This window comes from Rhodanobacter sp. OK091, assembly GCF_900142825.1.
Classification (GTDB): domain Bacteria; phylum Pseudomonadota; class Gammaproteobacteria; order Xanthomonadales; family Rhodanobacteraceae; genus Rhodanobacter.
Genome location: NZ_FRCH01000002.1, coordinates 990,145 through 1,007,570, shown reverse-complemented (window position 1 = coordinate 1,007,570; position 17,426 = coordinate 990,145). Strand labels below are relative to the sequence as shown.

Sequence of the window (17,426 nt, the reverse complement as noted above, 5' to 3'; positions counted from 1 at the left end):
CCGCGAGGAGGACTCCTGTCCGCCCGCGGCTGCTCCCCTACCTGTTTCAGCCGGCGTCGCGATTGACTCGCGATAGCCTGCACTGGTCGCCAGGTAGCGGCGAAACGGCATCCTGCCGTTGTTTCAGAGCCTCCGTCCCCACGGCGACTCTGATCCACCATCTTGCGATGGCGGCTCCCCCACATCGATGGATCGATCGTAACGAGCCCTTCACTTTTTCGGTATCGGAAAAATTCCTAGTTCTGTCGGCGGTTATCCGCGGAACTGCTGTTGCTTCGCAGCAAAATCCGCAGATGCACGCCGGCGTGCTCGGGACGGAGGCGGAACTGGCCGCCAAGCGAGGTCACCCGGTCGCGCATGCCTTGCAGGCCGCGGCCGCCGCGGGGCAGTCGGCTGGGCAGGCCGGTTCCGTTGTCACGCAGATCGAGCAGGGCAAGCGCGATACCTTGACGCTCGCCGATACGCAGCCGCAGCCTGAATTCACTGGCTTGCGCATGCTTGACGGCATTGGTCGCGCTTTCCTGCGCGAGTCGGTAAATCGCGGTGCGTGTGTCGTCGTCCAGCAGCCGTGGGTCACCATGCAGTTCGGTGTGGTAAGCCATGCCGGCAGTGTTCAACAGATCACGGATCGGGCCTTCGTCGAGGGCGCGCAGCAGTCCGAACTCGTCCAGCACGGCCGGACGCAAGTCGTCCAGCAAGCGGTGCAGGGCACGTCGCATGTGCGCCAGGATGGTATTGATCGAGGTGCTGATGTCCTCCATGCCGGCCTGGCGCAGGCGGGCCTGGGCCAGCTTTACATGGGTCTGGATCGCAGTGATGTTCTGGCCCAGTTCGTCGTGCAGTTCCGCAGCCAAGTGCCGGCGCTGGTTTTCATCCGCCTGCAGGTTGCCGCGGGCGGCATCGCGCAATTGGTGCGCAAGCTGGTCCAGTCGACGATTGACCGCGCCGAGATAGACGTTCTGCTCGGCGACCCGTTCGCTGCTCCGGCGCAAGGCATCGGTAGCCGAACCCAACATCAAGGCGCCGGTGCCGGCAACAGCTAGAAACAGATAGGCCGCAGCGGTCGATGGGGCGTGGCCAAGATGCTGGTCGACCAGGGTCATACCGAGACTGGTGATGAGCATCGCCAGGCTGGCGCCTCGCCAACCGTGGCGAAACGCGAAGAAAAGCACGGGCGCCAGTGACAGCACACGGGCGAATTGCGGTTGCGGGGCGGCTTGTTCGGACAGCACCAGCAGAATCGTCATCGAGGGCAGCATCACCAGCAGACCATCCATGATCAGGCTGGTCAGCGCGCGCTGGTCGAGTCGGGTGCGCAGCAACATGATCATCAGCGGCACGATCAGCAGGATGCCCAGATAGTGGCTGAGCAATTCCTCACCGAGTACACGTAGCATCAGCTCAGGCGAATTGGGATGGATAAGTGCCAGCAGGGCAGCGTCCACCGCCGTAGTGGCTGTCACCACGAGCACCACGGAAAGCAGCAGTCGGGTTACGTCTTGCGGCGTGTGCAGGCTGACATGCAAGTTGAATCGCCGCAGCAGCCACAGGCTGCCCGCCATCACCAGCAGCTCGGGCAATTCATCGATGGCGAAATCGACCCAGCCCAGGGGCATACCCTGGGCCAGGCTTATGCTGGCGGTAGCGGCCAGTTCAGCGCCGAGCAGCCAACCCCAGTGGCGCATCGGCGTGAGCAGCAAGGCACCGAAGCGCAAGCCGTACGGCAACATCCAGAACGGTTGCACCGTCGGCCACAACAGCAGCCACAGCAACAGATAGCCGGCGCCCAACAGGGGGCCGGAGTTGGGCAGACGGAATGATTTCAGGCGCATGGGCGGATGTTACATGTGCGATCCGTATCGATGCGCGGGCACGAATGTTGGTGCCAGGCACGCATATGGCCGGGTTCAATGTGTAAAGTAGTGGGATGTACAGCATTGTTCTGGTCGATGACCACGCCATCGTTCGTGAGGGCTTCAAGCGGCTGATCGAGATGGAGCCGGATCTTGATGTCGTGGCCGAATGCCGCAGCGCGGATGATGCGGTGGAGGCAGTTGGCCACTGGCGTCCGGATCTGGTGGCGCTGGACCTGTCCTTGCCTGACGGCAGCGGTCTGCCGCTGATCGAGCATCTGCTCAGCGTGGCCCCTCAGACACGTATCGTGGTGCTGAGCATGCATGACGGCGAACCGTATGTGTCCGAGGCCCTGCGTCGCGGCGCCAGCGGCTATGTCACCAAGGGCGTGGCACCGGAGGAACTCGTTGCGGGCCTGCGTGCGGTGATGCTCGGCGAGTGTTTCCTGAGTTCGGATCTGCGTCAGCGTCGGGCTGACAGACCCGACGCGGCGATTGATCCGATCAATCGGCTCACTGCGCGCGAGCGCGAGGTGTTTCTGTTGCTGGCAGGTGGCCGCGCACCCAAGCAGGTGGCGGCCGAACTGGGTATCGGTCAGAAAACGGTCTATATCCACCGCGCCAGCCTGATGGGAAAACTAGGCGCGGGTTCGGAACTGGATCTGTACCGGATGGCGACCGAACGGGGGCTGTTGCCGCCGAACGGCTGATCCGGCCCCGCACCGTGTTCAAGCAGTCTGTGCCCGCTCCAGCATCTGCTTGGCGTGCGCACGTGTTTCACGGGTGATTTCGACGCCGCCGAGCATGCGCGCCAGCTCATCCCTGCGGCCGCCGGCGTCGAGCTTCTCGATTTGCGTGCGGGTGGAGTCACCGTCGCTGTGCTTGCTGACCCGCAGGTGCGCGTGGCCCTGGGCGGCTACCTGCGGCAGGTGGGTGACGCAGAGCACCTGCCGCTGGGCACCAAGCGCACGGAGTTTCTGCCCGACCACTTCAGCCACGGCACCGCCGATGCCGCTGTCGACCTCGTCGAAAATCATGCTGCCGACCGTGTCCTTGCCCAAGGTAGCGACCTCGATCGCCAGGCTGATGCGTGCCAGTTCACCGCCGGAGGCCACTTTGCGCAACGGTCGAGGCGGTTGGCCGGGGTTGGCGCTGACCAGCAGCTCGCAGCGTTCCTGGCCTTGCGGGTCCGGCTCTTCGCCTACGGCGGCTTCCAGCTCGATGCGCAGCAGGCCACCTGCCATACCCAGTTCGGTCATCAGCACGCTGACTTCCTCACTGAGCCGGGTTGCCGCCATCGCGCGCGCCTGGCTCAGCTGAGCGGCCGCAAGCGTGTAATCGTGTTGCAGCCGCTCGCGTTGGGCAGCCAGTTGTTCCAATGCATCGCCGGCACCTTCGAGCTCATTCAGTTCGGTGCGCAAGGCAGCGAGCTTGTCATGCAGCTCGGCCACCGGCAGGCGATGTCGACGCGACAGCTCGTGCAGACGAGCCAGGTGGCTGTCGACTTCCGTGTAACGTTCGGGGTCGAGGTCGACGTCCTGCGCGTAGCGGCCGAGGCCGTCGGCGGCTTCGCCGAGTTCGATGCTGGCGTTGTCGAGCAGTTCCAGCAAGGGGGCCAGTCTATCGTCGAGCGCGGCGAGCTTGCCAAGTTCGGCATGGGCACGGCCGAGCGCGCGGCGCAGCGCGAATTCGCTCTCGCCATCGAGCAGCTCGACGACACCGGCGCTGCCCTCAGCCAGCCGGCCAGCGTTGGCGAGGCGGCGGTGGCTTGCCTCGAGTTCGTCCAGTTCGGCTGCCGGCAACGCCCATTTCTCCAATTCGCCCAGTTCGTGGCGCAGCAGTTCGATGCGTTGATCGCGATCCTCGCCACCGCTGAGCTTGCGCATGCGCGCACCCAACTCGCGCCACTGCAACGCCCCATCGCGTACCTGCGCAAGCAGGCCATCGTGGCCGGCGTAGGCATCCAGCAACGCCAGCTGGTGTGAGCGCGACAGTAGCGCCTGATGCTCGTGCTGACCGTGAATCTCCACCAGCAATGAAGCGAGTTCGCCGAGCTGGCGCGCATTGGCGGGACGACCGTTGATCCATGCCTTGGAGCTGCCCTCGGCGCGGATCACCCGTCGCAGCTGGCAGCCACCGTCTTCGTCCAGTTCCTCTTGCTGTAGCCAGTCGCGGGCCTCCGGCAGGTCGGCCAGCTCGAACTCCGCGGCCAGTTCGGCGCGATCGCTGCCGGCGCGTACCATGCCGCTGTCGGCACGGGCGCCGGCTAGCAGCATCAGTGCGTCGACCAACAGCGATTTGCCGGCACCGGTTTCACCGCTTACCACGGTCAGGCCGGGGCCGAACGCAATCTCGGCGGCCTCGACAACGGCAAAATGACGGACGTAGAGCGAAGTGAGCATGGGCAGGCAGATGATGGAATGGATGGATTGTAGCGGCAGCCCGGCGGCGCAAAACACCGCCTGCGCTTGTAAGCTTCGCGCGCAGACCTTATTTCTATCGTGTCTCACAGATTGCTACACCACGGATCACATCAGCGCATGATCAACCCGCATGGCCACGATCTCGATGCCCGCGCGCGACGGCTGTTGCGCACGTTGATCGCCCAGTATCTGGTCGATGGGGAGCCGGTGGGCTCACGTACGCTGTCGCGTTCGTCCGGGCTGGACGTGAGTCCGGCGACGATTCGCAACATCATGGCTGACCTGGAAGACGCCGGTCTGGTCGCCTCGCCGCACACTTCGGCGGGACGCGTGCCGACACCGCGCGGGTTGCGCCTGTTCGTCGACAGCCTGATCGAACTGCAACCCTTGCCGCACGCGGAGATGGCGCGCCTGCAGAGAGAGCTGCCGCCGGGACCGACCACCACACGGGATCTGCTCGGCAACGTCTCAACCTTGCTCTCGGCGATGACCCACTTTGCCGGCGTGGTCACGGTGCCCCGCCAGGTCGATTTCCCGCTGCGGCATATCGATTTCGTGCCGCTGCCGGATGCCCGGGTGCTGGTGATCCTGGTGTTTACCGACAATCAGGTGCAGAACCGCATTGTGCAGTTGGCCAGGCCACTGCACAGTGGCGAGCTGGAGCAGGCCGCGAATTACCTCAACAGCCAGTTTGCCGGTTTGCGGGTCGACGACATCCGCACGCATCTGCTGGCCGAACTGCGCGAAACCGGCAGCGAGCTCAACCGGCTGCTGGCCAGCACGGTGGAGCTGGCCACCGCCTCGTTCGCGCCGCAGGCTGGCGGCAGTGACGTGCTGGTCAGCGGCCAGACCAATCTGATGGCGTATTCGGAACTATCCGACTTGCAGCGCCTGCGCGAATTGTTCGAGGCGTTCCAGCAGAAGAGTGAATTGCTGCAGCTGATGGAAGTCTGCGCCAAGGCACCGGGCGTGCGCCTGTTCATCGGCGAGGAATCCGGCTTCACGGCACTGGACGGCTGCAGCGTGGTCACCGCCAGTTACGGGGCGCAGGGGCGCGTGCTGGGTGCGGTCGGGGTGATCGGGCCGACCCGGATGGCGTATGAACGGGTGATTCCGGTGGTGCAGGCCACTGCCGGATTGCTCAGCGACGCCTTGAATCGCGCCGCCACGGCCTTATAACCGCTGCGGGAGGCGGGGTTTCTCGCAAATCTGGACGGTCGGCATCCGCGCCGGCCATGAACTTTCGTTTGGAGTGATGCATGCAGAACAACGATCCGCAGTCGACGGGCGACGCGCCGCCACGGGGCCAGCCAGATGAGTCGTCGACCACCGAGCTGGACAGCTTGCAGGCGCGGGTAGCCGAATTGGAAGCCAGCAATGCCGAGTTGCTGGAAACCGTGCTGCGCGAGAAGGCTGAGCTGGAGAATCAGCGTCGTCGCCTGCACCGTGACCTGGAACAGGCCCGCCGCTTCGCCAACGAGAAGCTTCTGAACGAGTTGCTGCCGGTCTACGACGGTCTGGAAAGCGGTTTGGCGGTCGAGGGTGGCGATATCGCCTCGATGCGCGAAGGCATCAGTCTGACCCTGAAGGCACTGCTGAAGGTGGCCGAGAACCACGGCATGGCGCAGGTCGATCCGCTGGGCCAGCCGCTCGACCCGGAGCGTCATCATGCGGTAAGCATGGTCGAAGCGCCGGGGCAGGCACCGGGTACCGTGGTCAGCGTGCTGCAGAAAGGCTATGTGTTGAACGATCGCCTGTTGCGGCCAGCGCTGGTCGCGGTGGCGAAGGATTGAGTGATCCACTGGCTGGCGCTTGCCTGAATGGCGCGCCGGCGAAAGCAGCGAAATAGCATCCGGGGCCTTGCCGGCATTGAATCGCCAGAGCAGGCCCCCATCTGAAAACCATCGCGGCCGCGGGGGCCGCAAGAAAATTTGGAGCATACACATGGGCAAGATCATCGGTATCGACCTGGGCACCACCAACTCCTGCGTGTCCATCATGGACGGCAGCACGACCAAGGTCATCGAAAACTCGGAGGGTGACCGCACCACGCCGTCCATCGTCGCCTTCAACAAGGATGGCGAAGTGCTCGTGGGCGCTTCGGCCAAGCGCCAGAGCGTGACCAACCCGAAGAACACCTTCTACGCGGTGAAGCGCCTCATCGGCCGCAAGTTCACCGACGCGGAAGTGCAGAAAGATCTGCACATCGTGCCCTACAGCATCATTGCCCACGACAACGGCGACGCCTGGGTGCAGACCTCCGACGGCCGGAAGATGGCGCCGCAGGAGATCGCTGCGAAGGTGCTGATGAAGATGAAGAAGACCGCCGAGGATTATCTGGGCGAGACGATCACCGAGGCGGTGATCACCGTGCCGGCCTACTTCAACGACAGTCAGCGCCAGGCCACCAAGGACGCGGGCAAGATTGCCGGCCTCGACGTCAAGCGCATCATCAACGAGCCGACCGCGGCCGCGCTGGCGTACGGCATGGACAAGAAGGGCGGTGACCGCAAGATCGCGGTGTATGACCTCGGCGGCGGCACTTTCGACGTGTCCATCATCGAGATCGCCGAAGTCGATGGCGAGAAGCAGTTCGAAGTGCTGGCCACCAATGGCGACACGTTCCTTGGCGGCGAAGACTTCGACATGCGCGTGATCGACTACCTCGTCGACGAATTCAACAAGGAGCAGGGCATCGACCTGCGCAAGGACCCGCTTGCCTTGCAGCGTCTGAAGGATGCGGCCGAGCGCGCCAAGATCGAGCTGTCCTCGAATCATCAGACCGACGTGAACCTGCCGTACGTGACGGCCGATGCGTCCGGCCCGAAGCATCTCAACATCAAGCTGACCCGCGCCAAGCTCGAGGCGCTGGTGGAAGACCTGATCAAGCGCACCATCGATCCGTGCCGCACGGCGTTGAATGACGCTGGGCTGCGCGTGTCGGACATCAACGACGTGATCCTTGTCGGTGGTCAGACCCGCATGCCGAAGGTACAGGAGTCGGTGAAGGACTTCTTCGGCAAAGAGCCGCGCAAGGACGTCAACCCGGATGAAGCCGTTGCCGTGGGCGCGGCGATCCAGGGTGGCGTGCTGGGTGGTTCGGTCAAAGATGTGTTGCTGCTCGACGTCACCCCACTGTCGCTGGGCATCGAGACGATGGGCGGCGTGATGACCAAGCTGATCGAGAAGAACACCACGGTACCGACCAAGGCGGCGCAGACGTTCTCCACCGCTGACGACAATCAGACGGCGGTGACTGTGCACGTGCTGCAGGGCGAGCGCGAGCGCGCCAGCGCGAACAAGTCGCTGGGCAAGTTCGATCTGTCCGGTATCGACGCCGCGCCGCGGGGTCAGCCGCAGATCGAAGTGACCTTCGACATCGACGCCAACGGCATCCTGCATGTGTCGGCCAAGGACAAGAAGACCGGCAAGGAACAGAAGATCGAGATCAAGGCTGGCTCGGGCCTGTCCGAGGACGAGATCGCTCGGATGGTGGCCGACGCCGAGGCGAACAAGGAAGACGACAAGAAGTTCCACGAGCTCGTCGCCACCCGCAACAAGGCCGATCAGCTGGTGCATGCCACCCGCAGCGCGCTGAAGGAACACGGCGGCAAGGTGCCGGCCGATCAGCTCTCGACGATCGAAGGCGCGTTGTCCGATCTGGAAAAGGTCAAGGACAGCGAGGACAAGGCCGCGATCGAGTCCAAGGTCGAGAAGCTGGAGCAAGTGGCGCAAGCGCTGTATGCAGCGGCGCAGGGCGGCCCGGCCGATGCTGGCGCGCATGCGCAGTCCGCGCCGGGCGGCGGTTCGGCCCAGCCGGATGACGTGGTCGATGCCGAGTTCACCGAAGTGAAAGACGGCAAGCAATAATAGGCATCGTTATCGGCACGGCCGATTGACCAGCCCGCGCCAGGAATCCTCCCGGCGTGGGCTGTTTGCTGAAGGCAGGACAGGGGCGCGACGAGCAGTGTGGATGCATGAATGAGCAAGCGTGATTACTACGAAGTGCTGGGTGTCGAACGCAGCGTCAGCGACATCGAGCTAAAGAAGTCGTTCCGACGGCTGGCGATGAAATACCATCCGGACCGCTGCCCGGACGATCCGGCTGCGCAGGACAAGTTCAAGGAAGCCAAGGAGGCCTACGAAGTGCTGGCCGACGCGCAGAAACGCGCGATGTACGACCAGCATGGCCATGCGGCGTTCGAGCATGGCATGGGTGGCCGCGGCGGCGCCGGTTTCGGCGATGTCGGCGATATTTTTGGCGATATTTTTGGCGACATTTTCGGTCGCAGTGGTGGCGGTCGCGGACGCGCACGGCGCGGCTCCGATCTGCGCTACATCATGGAGCTGGATCTGGAAGAGGCCGTGTTCGGCGTCAGCCGGCAGATCGAGGTGCCGACCCAGGTCAACTGCCACCATTGCAACGGCAGCGGCTCGGAAGACGGCAAGGTCAGCAAGTGCAAGACCTGCCACGGCCACGGCCAGGTACGCATGCAGAATGGCATATTCTCGATCCAGCAGGCCTGCCCGCATTGCGGCGGTACCGGCCAGGCGATCGAGAAGCCATGCAAGAAATGCCATGGCGAAGGCCGGATCGAGGAGACCCGCACGCTGTCGGTGCAGATTCCCGAAGGCGTCGACAACGGCGATCGCATCCGCCTGACCGGACAGGGCGAAGCCGGTCCGTCCGGTGCGCCGGCTGGCGACCTGTACGTGGAAGTGCATGTGCGCGAGCACGCGATCTTCCAGCGCGAAGGCAACGATCTTTATTGCGAACTGCCGATCCGTTTCTCGCAGGCCGCGCTGGGCGCCGAGCTGCCGGTGCCGACGCTGGAAGGCGAGGTGCCGATCAGCATTCCGCCGGAAACACAGACCGGCACCCAGTTCCGCCTGCGTGGCCGTGGCGTCAAGTCCGTGCGCAGCAGTCGCCATGGCGACCTGATCTGTCGCGTGGTGGTGGAAACACCGGTGCGACTGACCAGAGAGCAGCGCGAGTTGCTGGAATCATTGGAAGCCACCTTCGACAGCAACGATGCAGGCAAGCACACGCCGCGTGCGAAAGGCTGGGTCGACGGCGTGAAGCAGTTCTGGTCGAAAGTCACCGCGTGATGCGACCGCGCACGCGGTAGCATGTGCCGATCGACGATTTGACTGGAATGTGCCGATGACCCGACTTGTTCGCCTCGCCATCAGTGGCGCCTCCGGCCGCATGGGCCGCGCGTTGCTGAGCCTGCTCGGCGAGGACATGCGTTTCGAGCTGGTGCATGCGGTAGTGGCACCAGGTTCGACTCACGATGGCCAACCGGTATTTGCCAGTGACGCGGGCTCGTTGCGTTACGCGCACGACTGGACGCACGCGCCGCCAATCGATGTCGTCATCGACTTCAGCGGATCGGCTGCCTTGGCGGTGGCGCTAGAGCACTGCCTGGCGCATGGCACGGCGCTGGTCAGCGGCACCACTGGCATCGACGCCGCGCTGGAAGCGCGACTTGCCGAGGCCGGCAAGAGTATCGCGATCTTGCGCGCGGCCAATTTCAGCCTCGGTGTCGCGGTGCTCACCCGGCTGTTGCGTGAGGCTTCTGCGGCTTTGCCGGGTTGGGATCTGGAAATCGTCGAGGCGCATCACGGCCGCAAACAGGATGCACCGTCCGGTACGGCGCTGGCGCTCGGTCACGCCGCTGCAGCCGCACGCCGCACCACACTGGAGGGCGCGGCGGTATACAGCCGCGAAGGCCTGACCGGCGAACGCACCGAGGGTTGCATCGGCTTCGCCGTGGTACGCGGCGGCGATATCGTCGGCGAGCACACGGCCATGCTGATCGGGCAGGGCGAACGGCTGGAGCTGGCTCATCGCGCCACCGATCGCTCGATTTTTGCGCGCGGCGCCTTGCAGGCGGCGCATTGGCTGGCTGGTCGCGAGCCTGGGCTCTGGCAGCTTGACGACGTGATCGCCACCTCCAGGTAGATAGCATCACGCTCCGCGGTCGTTGCGTGCCTGACAGATGCTCATGCCACTGGCGTGCCGGCCGCTGGCTTGTGCCTTGTGATCCATCCCGTTAGCATTCCCGCACGTTGTCATTGGGGAGTAGCCAGCCTCGTCCCCTGAGGCGTTCGCATCAACACACTTGGTCGCTGCTGTTTCGGGCGCCATGGTGCGAACAGCAGGCAGTCACCGTCAGGTGGCGGCCATGCCCGGCGAGACCTTTGGCCTTCGACATGCTCACCCGGCCGGGCGAGCGGTGTCGTTGCGCCATCGGTCATCCGCTCGCCCGGCCCAGTGCAGTCCCATGTTGCTTACCCTTTGTCTGTTTCTCGGTTCGGCCGGCGCGATCTATCTCGCCTGCGAATACTTCGTCAACGGCGTCGAATGGTTCGGGCAGAAGCTCAAGCTGGGTGCGACGGCGATCGGTACGGTGCTGGCGGCGTTTGGTACGGCGTTGCCGGAAAGCGCGGTGACTTTCGTCGCGGTGATATTCGGCAAGACACCCGAGGCGCGCGATATCGGCGTGGGCGCGGCGATGGGTGGCCCGCTAGTACTGGCCACGATCGCCTATGCCGTAGTCGGTGTGGCGATGTGGTGCAATCGCGCGCGGCTGCAGCGAGCTGACCGGATCATCCGGGTCGATCATCGACGACTGGCGCGCGATCAATCGTGGTTCCTGGCGATCTTTGCCGTCAAGGTGGGTCTGGGATTGGTCGTCTTCGCGTTCAAACCGCTGCTTGGCGTGCTGTTTCTTGCCGCCTACGGCATGTACGTATGGCGCGAAGTGCGCAGCGACGACAGTGCTCCGGAAGACGAGACGCTGGAGCCGTTGAAGTTTCGCCCCGGCGATGCCGAACCGGCCTTGCGCTGGGTTGCCGCGCAGACGGTTGCGGCGTTGGTGGTGATCGCGGCGGCATCGCGGGTGTTCGTCAGCCAGCTTGAAGCGATCGGCGTGGCGTTTTCGCTGCCGCCGCACTTGGTTGCCCTGTTGCTCAGCCCGGTGGCGACGGAATTGCCGGAAACCATCAACGCGCTGATCTGGGTGCGTCAGGGCAAGGAGCGGTTGGCGCTGGCGAACATCTCCGGGTCGATGATGATCCAGGCCACGATTCCGAGCTCGCTGGCTTTGTTTGCCACACCATGGCTGTTCGATACGCCGTTGATCGTGGCCGGCGTACTGACCGCTCTCGCCATCGTCTATCTCTGGTGGTTGTTCCGTCGCGGCACTGTGGATGCACGGGGGCTGCTGCCAGTCGGCCTGTTGTACGGCGTGTTCGCGGCATTCGTGACGTGGCACTTTGCTCGCTGATGGCAGGCGCCGGCAGCCGCCGACTCAATCAGGATGCGAGGCGTTGCGGTCGCGCCCTGAGCCCAGCTTGGTGTCGAGGCTGCCGAACAGTTTCTTGAACGCGCGTGAGAACTTGCCGCGCTTGGTCTTGCGCAACTTTTCTTTTTCGCTGGTGAGCCACGCCACCTGGATCACCCGTCGTTCGCCCTCGTAGGGCAAATGACCGTGGAAAGAGTTTTCGCAGCGCTTGAATACCGCAAACTCGCCATAGAGCGGAGCCAGTTCCGGAACCACGACACTGTCGATGTCGTCGATCTTGTGCAGGAAACGCAGGCAGCCATCGCTGGTGTCCGGCCATTGCGTGTTGAGATAGAGCAGCGCCGTGGCCACCTTGGACTTGCTGTCGGTGTGGATGGTGCCGTGGCGCTTGTTGAGTAGCCGGCACAACGTCACCAGCGTCGGGTACTGGCCAAGATTGTCGATGCCAAGCCGCCGACCCACGGCACTGGCGAAGGCCGGCGTGGTCATGTTTTCGATCAGCGCGTTGACGGACGGGCCGCAGTCGCTCGGGTCGTACGGAAAGAAGCCGGCACTAGCGTAGCGCGGAAAGTCACGGTCCAGGTCGGTGCGAACCTCGTCCGGCAGCTGGCCGTGCGCCACCATGAATGGAAAGGGTTGTTGCTGCACCGTGGTATCCGGGCGATCGAGCCGGGCGGGATCGAGCAATACGGCGGCGCTCATAGACATTCAACTCCATTGAAATTTGGCTTAGTGTAGCGCCGACCGATCGGCGGTGATGGGCACGAAAACGCATAATTCAGGCTGTGTAAGGTGGACAGAAACGTCGCCTCCGCTTATCATTTCAACCCGCCCTGATCCTTTCCCTTCCAAGCTCCACAAGCCAGCACTCCTGCGGCTTGCGGACTTTGCTGCATCTAAAAGGCGGTTACCGTATGCCTATTCCTGCTCTGCTGGCCCTCGAAGACGGCAGCGTGTTCCATGGTCATGCCGTTGGCGCGATCGGCGAGACCGTCGGCGAGGTGGTCTTCAACACCGCGATGACGGGTTACCAAGAGATCCTGACCGATCCTTCCTATTCGCGCCAGATCGTCACGCTGACCTATCCGCATATCGGCAACACCGGCGTCAATGCCGAGGATGTCGAATCCACGGCCGTGCATGCTGCCGGACTGATTGTGCGCGACGTGCCGCGTCGGGCCAGCAACTGGCGCAGCAACGAAAGCCTGCCCGATTACCTGAGGCGCCATGGCACCGTCGCCATCGCCGGCATCGATACCCGCCGACTGACCCGCATTCTGCGCCACAAGGGCGCGCTGGCCGGTTGCATCATGGCCGGCGAGCAGGTCGACGCCGAGACGGCGTTGGCGAAAGCGCGTGCCTTCCCCGGCTTGAACGGGATGGACCTAGCCAAGGTGGTCAGCACCGCCAGGCCGTATGTGTGGAAGCAGGGCATATACGACCTGGACCGCACCGAGTTCAATCAGCCAGCGACCCGCTTCAAGGTAGTCGCCTACGACTTCGGCACCAAGCTCAACATCCTGCGCCTGCTGGCCGAGCAGGGCTGCGAAGTCACCGTGGTGCCGGCGCAGACGCCTGCTGCCGAGGTGCTGGCGATGCAGCCCGATGGCGTGTTCCTGTCCAACGGACCGGGCGATCCGGCTGCCTGTGATTACGCGATCGTCGCGACCCGCGAACTGCTCGATGCGAAGATCCCATTGTTCGGCATCTGCCTCGGTCACCAGCTGATGGGCCTGGCGCTGGGTGCGAAGACGCTGAAGATGAAGTTCGGCCATCACGGCGCGAATCATCCGGTGAAGGACCACGATGATGGCCGCGTGCTGATCACCTCGCAGAACCATGGCTTCGCGGTCGACCCGGCTACGTTGCCGGCGAATGTGCGGGTAACCCACACCTCGCTGTTCGACGGTTCGCTGCAGGGCTTCGCGCTGACCGACCGACCGGCGTTCTGCTTCCAGGGTCATCCGGAAGCGAGCCCCGGCCCGCTCGACATCGGCTATCTGTTCAAACGTTTCGCGGCACTGATGCAGGAGGCCCGCTGATGGCCAAGCGTACCGATATCAAGAGCATCCTCATTATCGGCGCCGGCCCGATCGTGATCGGCCAGGCCTGCGAGTTCGATTACTCGGGTGCGCAGGCATGCAAGGCGCTGAAGGAAGAGGGCTATCGGGTGATCCTGGTGAACTCCAACCCCGCCACGATCATGACCGACCCGGAGACCGCCGACGCGGTCTATATCGAACCGATCAACTGGCAGACGGTGGAACGCATCATCGCCAAGGAGCGCCCGGATGCGGTGTTGCCCACGATGGGCGGCCAGACCGGCCTCAACTGTGCGCTGGATCTGGCCGACAACGGCGTGCTGGAGAAGTACAACGTCGAGTTGATCGGCGCCTCGCGCGAAGCGATCCGCATGGCTGAGGATCGCGAACTGTTCCGCGTGGCGATGGCGGAAATCGGGCTTGACTGCCCGAAGGCCGAAGTGGTGCGCTCGTTCGAGCAGGCGCTGCTGACCCAGGCCAAGGTCGGTTATCCCACCGTCATCCGCCCCAGCTTCACGTTGGGTGGTTCCGGTGGCGGCATCGCCTACAACCGCGAGGAATTCGAAGAGATCGTCAAGCGCGGTCTCGAGCTGTCGCCGGTGGGCGAGGTGCTGGTCGAGGAATCCGTGCTCGGCTGGAAAGAGTTCGAGATGGAAGTGGTTCGCGACACCGCGGACAACTGCATCATCGTCTGCTCGATCGAGAATCTCGATCCGATGGGCGTGCATACCGGCGACTCGATCACCGTGGCGCCGGCGCAGACGCTCACCGACAAGGAATACCAGCGACTGCGCGATGCCTCGATCGCGGTACTGCGCAAGATCGGCGTGGATACCGGCGGCTCCAACGTGCAGTTCGGCATCAATGCCGAGAACGGCCGTGTCGTCGTCATCGAGATGAATCCGCGCGTATCGCGCTCGTCCGCGCTGGCGTCGAAGGCGACTGGTTTTCCGATCGCCAAGATTGCCGCGAAACTGGCGGTTGGCTACACGCTGGATGAGCTGAAGAACGACATCACGGGCGGTCTGACCCCGGCCTCGTTCGAGCCGTCGATCGACTATGTGGTGACCAAGATTCCGCGGTTTGCATTCGAGAAATTCCCGGCTGCCGACGCCCGCCTGACCACCCAGATGAAATCGGTGGGCGAGGTGATGGCGATCGGCCGCAGCTTCCATGAGTCGTTGCAGAAAGCGCTGCGTGGCCTGGAGATCGGCAAGACCGGCCTCAACCCGACCGGCCTGGACATCAGCACCGAAGATGGCCTGGCTGTACTCAAGCGCGAGCTGCGCGAACCGCGGCCGGATCGTGTATTCCATCTGGCCGATGCGTTCCGCGCCGGCCTGTCTCTGGAGGAAGTGCACAGTCTGAGCCGGGTCGATCCATGGTTCCTCGCCGCGTTCGAGGACATCGTGCTGACCGAGGCTGAGGTCATCAAGCAAGGACTGACTGCGCTGGACGAGGCGCGCATGCGCGAACTCAAGCGGCTCGGTTTTGCCGATGCGCGCGTGGCCGAGCTGCTCAACACCGACGAAGCCGCCGTGCGCCATCTGCGCCATACGCTTGGCGTGCGGCCGGTGTACAAGCGGGTGGATTCCTGCGCCGCCGAGTTCGCCACCAGCACGGCCTACATGTATTCGACCTACGAGGAAGAGTGCGAGGCGAACCCGACCAACCGCGACAAGATCATCGTGCTCGGCGGCGGCCCGAACCGGATCGGGCAGGGCATCGAGTTCGATTACTGCTGCGTGCATGCTTCGCTGGCGCTGCGCGAGGATGGCTACGAGACCATCATGGTCAACTGCAATCCTGAAACCGTCTCGACCGATTACGACACATCCGATCGTCTGTACTTCGAGCCGCTGACGCTTGAGGACGTGCTGGAAATCGTCCATCTGGAAAAGCCGAAAGGCGTGATCGTGCAGTACGGCGGACAGACCCCGTTGAAGCTGGCGCGCGCACTGGAAGCGGCGGGCGTACCGATCATCGGCACCAGTCCGGATTCGATCGACCTGGCCGAAGACCGCGAGCGTTTCCAGCAGATGATCGAGAAGATCGGCCTGAAGCAGCCGCCGAACCGTACCGCGCGCAATGCCGACGAGGCATTGGCGCTGGCCCGCGAGATCGGTTATCCGCTGGTGGTGCGGCCAAGCTACGTGCTTGGCGGCCGCGCGATGGAAGTGGTGCATGACGACGCCGACCTGGCGCGCTATATACGCGACGCGGTGAAAGTCTCCAACGACTCGCCGGTGTTGCTGGACCGTTTCCTCGATCACGCGGTCGAGGTCGATGTGGACGTGATTGCCGATGCCGGTGGCAATGTGCTGATCGGCGGCATCATGGAGCACATCGAGGAGGCCGGCGTGCACTCGGGCGACTCGTCCTGCTCGCTGCCGCCGTATTCGTTGACACCGCAGATCCAGGATGAGATGCGTCGCCAGGTCACTGCCATGGCGAAAGAGCTGAAAGTCATCGGTCTGATGAATACGCAGTTCGCGATCCAGGGCGATACCGTGTTCATCCTGGAAGTGAATCCGCGCGCCTCGCGCACGGTGCCGTTCGTGTCGAAGGCCACGGGTGTGCCGCTGGCCAAGATCGCCGCCCGCGTGATGGCGGGTCGTTCGCTAGCAAGCCTGGGTGCGACGCGCGAAGTGATTCCCGCGTACTACTCGGTGAAGGAGGCGATCTTCCCGTTCCTGAAGTTCCAGAATGTCGACCCGATCCTCGGCCCGGAGATGCGCTCGACGGGTGAAGTGATGGGCGTCGGCCGCAGTTTCGGTGCCGCATTCGCACGAGGTCACGAGGCTGCGGGAATCCGGCCGCCGACCGTGGGCAAGGTATTCCTGTCGGTGCGCGACGGCGACAAGGAGCGACTGCTGCCGGTGGCGCGGGAAGTCATCGCGCGCGGGTTCAATCTGGTGGCGACCTCGGGTACGGCCAGCTATCTGGCCGAACACGGCGTGGTCTGCGAACGCGTCAACAAGGTGCTTGAGGGCCGTCCGCATATTGTCGATCTGATCAAGAACGGCGAAATCGTCTATATCGTCAACACCACCGAGGGCAAGCAGGCGATCGCCGACTCGTTCTCGATCCGACGCGAGGCGTTGCAGCATCGCGTCACCTATTCCACTACCGTGGCAGGCGCACGTGCGCTCGTGCATTCGCTGGATTTCCGAGGCGATGGCGAGGTGCACAGCCTGCAGGAACTGCACAAGGAGTTGAGCGCATGAGTCGTGCTCCCATTACCAAGGCCGGCTCGGAGCGTCTTCGCGCCGAACTGGAGAGACTGAAGTCGGTCGATCGTCCGCGTATCATCGCGGCGATCGCCGAGGCGCGGGCGCATGGCGACCTCAAGGAAAACGCCGAATATCACGCTGCGCGCGAATTGCAGAGCTTCACCGAAGGTCGCATCGGTCAGCTCGAGGCGTTGCTGTCGACGGCCGAAGTGATCGATGTCACCCGGCTCAATCCCGGCAACAAGGTGGTGTTCGGGGCCATCGTCGATCTGGAAGATGAGGACAGCGGCGCAGCCGTGACCTATCAGATCGTTGGCGATCTGGAAGCCGACATCAAGCACCACCTGATCGCGGTGTCCTCGCCGATTGCGCGGGCGTTGATCGGAAAGAGCTCCGGCGACAGCTTTGAATTCACCGCGCCGAATGGCGTCAAGCACTATGAGATTGTCGGCGTCCGTTACGAATAAGCGGGACGGTAGCGGCGTCCGCTTGCAGCAGTGCAACGGACGCCCATGAAAAAGGCCGCTCGCGCGGCCTTTTTCATGACTTCGTCAGCGATTGGCCG

Annotated in this window: 13 protein-coding genes and 1 riboswitch; of the genes, 10 read left to right on the top strand and 3 right to left on the bottom strand. The window is 63.8% G+C overall.

The features are described 5' to 3' along the window. Window positions 1–236: 236 nt before the first annotated feature. The gene (locus BUA26_RS13770; RefSeq protein ID WP_072761382.1) at window positions 237–1,832 is read right to left on the bottom strand and encodes an MASE1 domain-containing sensor histidine kinase; all 1,596 of its coding nucleotides are present in this window, start codon (window positions 1,830–1,832) and stop codon (window positions 237–239) included. Window positions 1,833–1,927: 95 nt separating this feature from the next. On the opposite strand from BUA26_RS13770, the gene BUA26_RS13765 reads away from it, so the two are divergent. Then, complete coding sequence (locus tag BUA26_RS13765) at window positions 1,928–2,563, top strand: response regulator transcription factor (protein WP_072761381.1); 636 nt, start codon at window positions 1,928–1,930, stop codon at window positions 2,561–2,563. Between the two features lie 18 nt (window positions 2,564–2,581). Here BUA26_RS13765 and recN read toward each other — a convergent pair whose 3' ends face one another. Further along, window positions 2,582–4,255: a DNA repair protein RecN gene (gene recN, locus BUA26_RS13760; protein WP_072761380.1), complete on the bottom strand. Its 1,674-nt coding sequence runs from the start codon at window positions 4,253–4,255 to the stop codon at window positions 2,582–2,584. Window positions 4,256–4,393: 138 nt separating this feature from the next. Between recN and hrcA the strand changes: the two genes are divergently transcribed. From hrcA to BUA26_RS13730, 6 genes are all read left to right on the top strand, one after another. Continuing rightward, complete coding sequence (hrcA, locus tag BUA26_RS13755; protein WP_072761379.1) at window positions 4,394–5,455, top strand: heat-inducible transcriptional repressor HrcA; 1,062 nt, start codon at window positions 4,394–4,396, stop codon at window positions 5,453–5,455. A gap of 80 nt (window positions 5,456–5,535) precedes the next feature. Beyond that, complete coding sequence (gene grpE / locus BUA26_RS13750) at window positions 5,536–6,069, top strand: nucleotide exchange factor GrpE (RefSeq protein WP_072761378.1); 534 nt, start codon at window positions 5,536–5,538, stop codon at window positions 6,067–6,069. Between the two features lie 151 nt (window positions 6,070–6,220). Beyond that, the gene (gene dnaK / locus BUA26_RS13745) at window positions 6,221–8,146 is read left to right on the top strand and encodes a molecular chaperone DnaK (protein WP_072761377.1); all 1,926 of its coding nucleotides are present in this window, start codon (window positions 6,221–6,223) and stop codon (window positions 8,144–8,146) included. 111 nt (window positions 8,147–8,257) lie between these two features. Next, window positions 8,258–9,385: a molecular chaperone DnaJ gene (gene dnaJ / locus BUA26_RS13740; RefSeq protein ID WP_072761376.1), complete on the top strand. Its 1,128-nt coding sequence runs from the start codon at window positions 8,258–8,260 to the stop codon at window positions 9,383–9,385. Window positions 9,386–9,440: 55 nt separating this feature from the next. Continuing rightward, window positions 9,441–10,241 (top strand): 4-hydroxy-tetrahydrodipicolinate reductase, encoded by an 801-nt coding sequence (gene dapB, locus BUA26_RS13735; RefSeq protein ID WP_072761375.1) that lies wholly within the window; start codon window positions 9,441–9,443, stop codon window positions 10,239–10,241. A gap of 103 nt (window positions 10,242–10,344) precedes the next feature. Then, window positions 10,345–10,480, top strand: a riboswitch (yybP-ykoY riboswitch). Between the two features lie 83 nt (window positions 10,481–10,563). After that, window positions 10,564–11,568 carry a sodium:calcium antiporter gene (locus tag BUA26_RS13730; RefSeq protein ID WP_072761374.1) on the top strand — a complete coding sequence of 335 codons (1,005 nt, stop codon included), beginning with the start codon at window positions 10,564–10,566 and terminating at the stop codon, window positions 11,566–11,568. A 24-nt stretch (window positions 11,569–11,592) separates the two neighbouring features. Here the strand turns inward: BUA26_RS13730 and BUA26_RS13725 are convergent, their stop codons facing one another. Further along, on the bottom strand, window positions 11,593–12,288 hold the full coding sequence (locus BUA26_RS13725; protein ID WP_072761373.1) for a 2OG-Fe(II) oxygenase: 696 nt from the start codon (window positions 12,286–12,288) through the stop codon (window positions 11,593–11,595). A 212-nt stretch (window positions 12,289–12,500) separates the two neighbouring features. Here BUA26_RS13725 and carA point away from each other — a divergent pair, with 212 nt between their 5' ends. Genes carA through greA form a run of 3 tightly spaced genes read left to right on the top strand, consistent with a single transcriptional unit; the run spans window position 12,501 to window position 17,328 of the window. Then, window positions 12,501–13,628, top strand: a complete 1,128-nt coding sequence (carA, locus tag BUA26_RS13720; protein WP_072761372.1) for a glutamine-hydrolyzing carbamoyl-phosphate synthase small subunit — start codon at window positions 12,501–12,503, stop codon at window positions 13,626–13,628. Then, window positions 13,628–16,855 (top strand): carbamoyl-phosphate synthase large subunit, encoded by a 3,228-nt coding sequence (carB, locus tag BUA26_RS13715; protein ID WP_072761371.1) that lies wholly within the window; start codon window positions 13,628–13,630, stop codon window positions 16,853–16,855. Before carA ends, carB begins: the two co-directional genes overlap by 1 nt. After that, window positions 16,852–17,328, top strand: a complete 477-nt coding sequence (greA, locus tag BUA26_RS13710; protein ID WP_072761370.1) for a transcription elongation factor GreA — start codon at window positions 16,852–16,854, stop codon at window positions 17,326–17,328. Before carB ends, greA begins: the two co-directional genes overlap by 4 nt. The last annotated feature ends 98 nt before the right edge of the window (window positions 17,329–17,426 follow it).

Excerpts from the sequence above, each read along its gene's own strand:
- BUA26_RS13770 (WP_072761382.1), bottom strand. The coding sequence starts at position 1,832 with ATGCGCCTGAAATCATTCCGTCTGCCCAACTCCGGCCCCCTGTTGGGC.
- BUA26_RS13765 (WP_072761381.1), top strand. The coding sequence starts at position 1,928 with ATGTACAGCATTGTTCTGGTCGATGACCACGCCATCGTTCGTGAGGGC.
- recN (WP_072761380.1), bottom strand. The coding sequence starts at position 4,255 with ATGCTCACTTCGCTCTACGTCCGTCATTTTGCCGTTGTCGAGGCCGCC.
- hrcA (WP_072761379.1), top strand. The coding sequence starts at position 4,394 with ATGATCAACCCGCATGGCCACGATCTCGATGCCCGCGCGCGACGGCTG.
- grpE (WP_072761378.1), top strand. The coding sequence starts at position 5,536 with ATGCAGAACAACGATCCGCAGTCGACGGGCGACGCGCCGCCACGGGGC.
- dnaK (WP_072761377.1), top strand. The coding sequence starts at position 6,221 with ATGGGCAAGATCATCGGTATCGACCTGGGCACCACCAACTCCTGCGTG.
- dnaJ (WP_072761376.1), top strand. The coding sequence starts at position 8,258 with ATGAGCAAGCGTGATTACTACGAAGTGCTGGGTGTCGAACGCAGCGTC.
- dapB (WP_072761375.1), top strand. The coding sequence starts at position 9,441 with ATGACCCGACTTGTTCGCCTCGCCATCAGTGGCGCCTCCGGCCGCATG.
- BUA26_RS13730 (WP_072761374.1), top strand. The coding sequence starts at position 10,564 with ATGTTGCTTACCCTTTGTCTGTTTCTCGGTTCGGCCGGCGCGATCTAT.
- BUA26_RS13725 (WP_072761373.1), bottom strand. The coding sequence starts at position 12,288 with ATGAGCGCCGCCGTATTGCTCGATCCCGCCCGGCTCGATCGCCCGGAT.
- carA (WP_072761372.1), top strand. The coding sequence starts at position 12,501 with ATGCCTATTCCTGCTCTGCTGGCCCTCGAAGACGGCAGCGTGTTCCAT.
- carB (WP_072761371.1), top strand. The coding sequence starts at position 13,628 with ATGGCCAAGCGTACCGATATCAAGAGCATCCTCATTATCGGCGCCGGC.
- greA (WP_072761370.1), top strand. The coding sequence starts at position 16,852 with ATGAGTCGTGCTCCCATTACCAAGGCCGGCTCGGAGCGTCTTCGCGCC.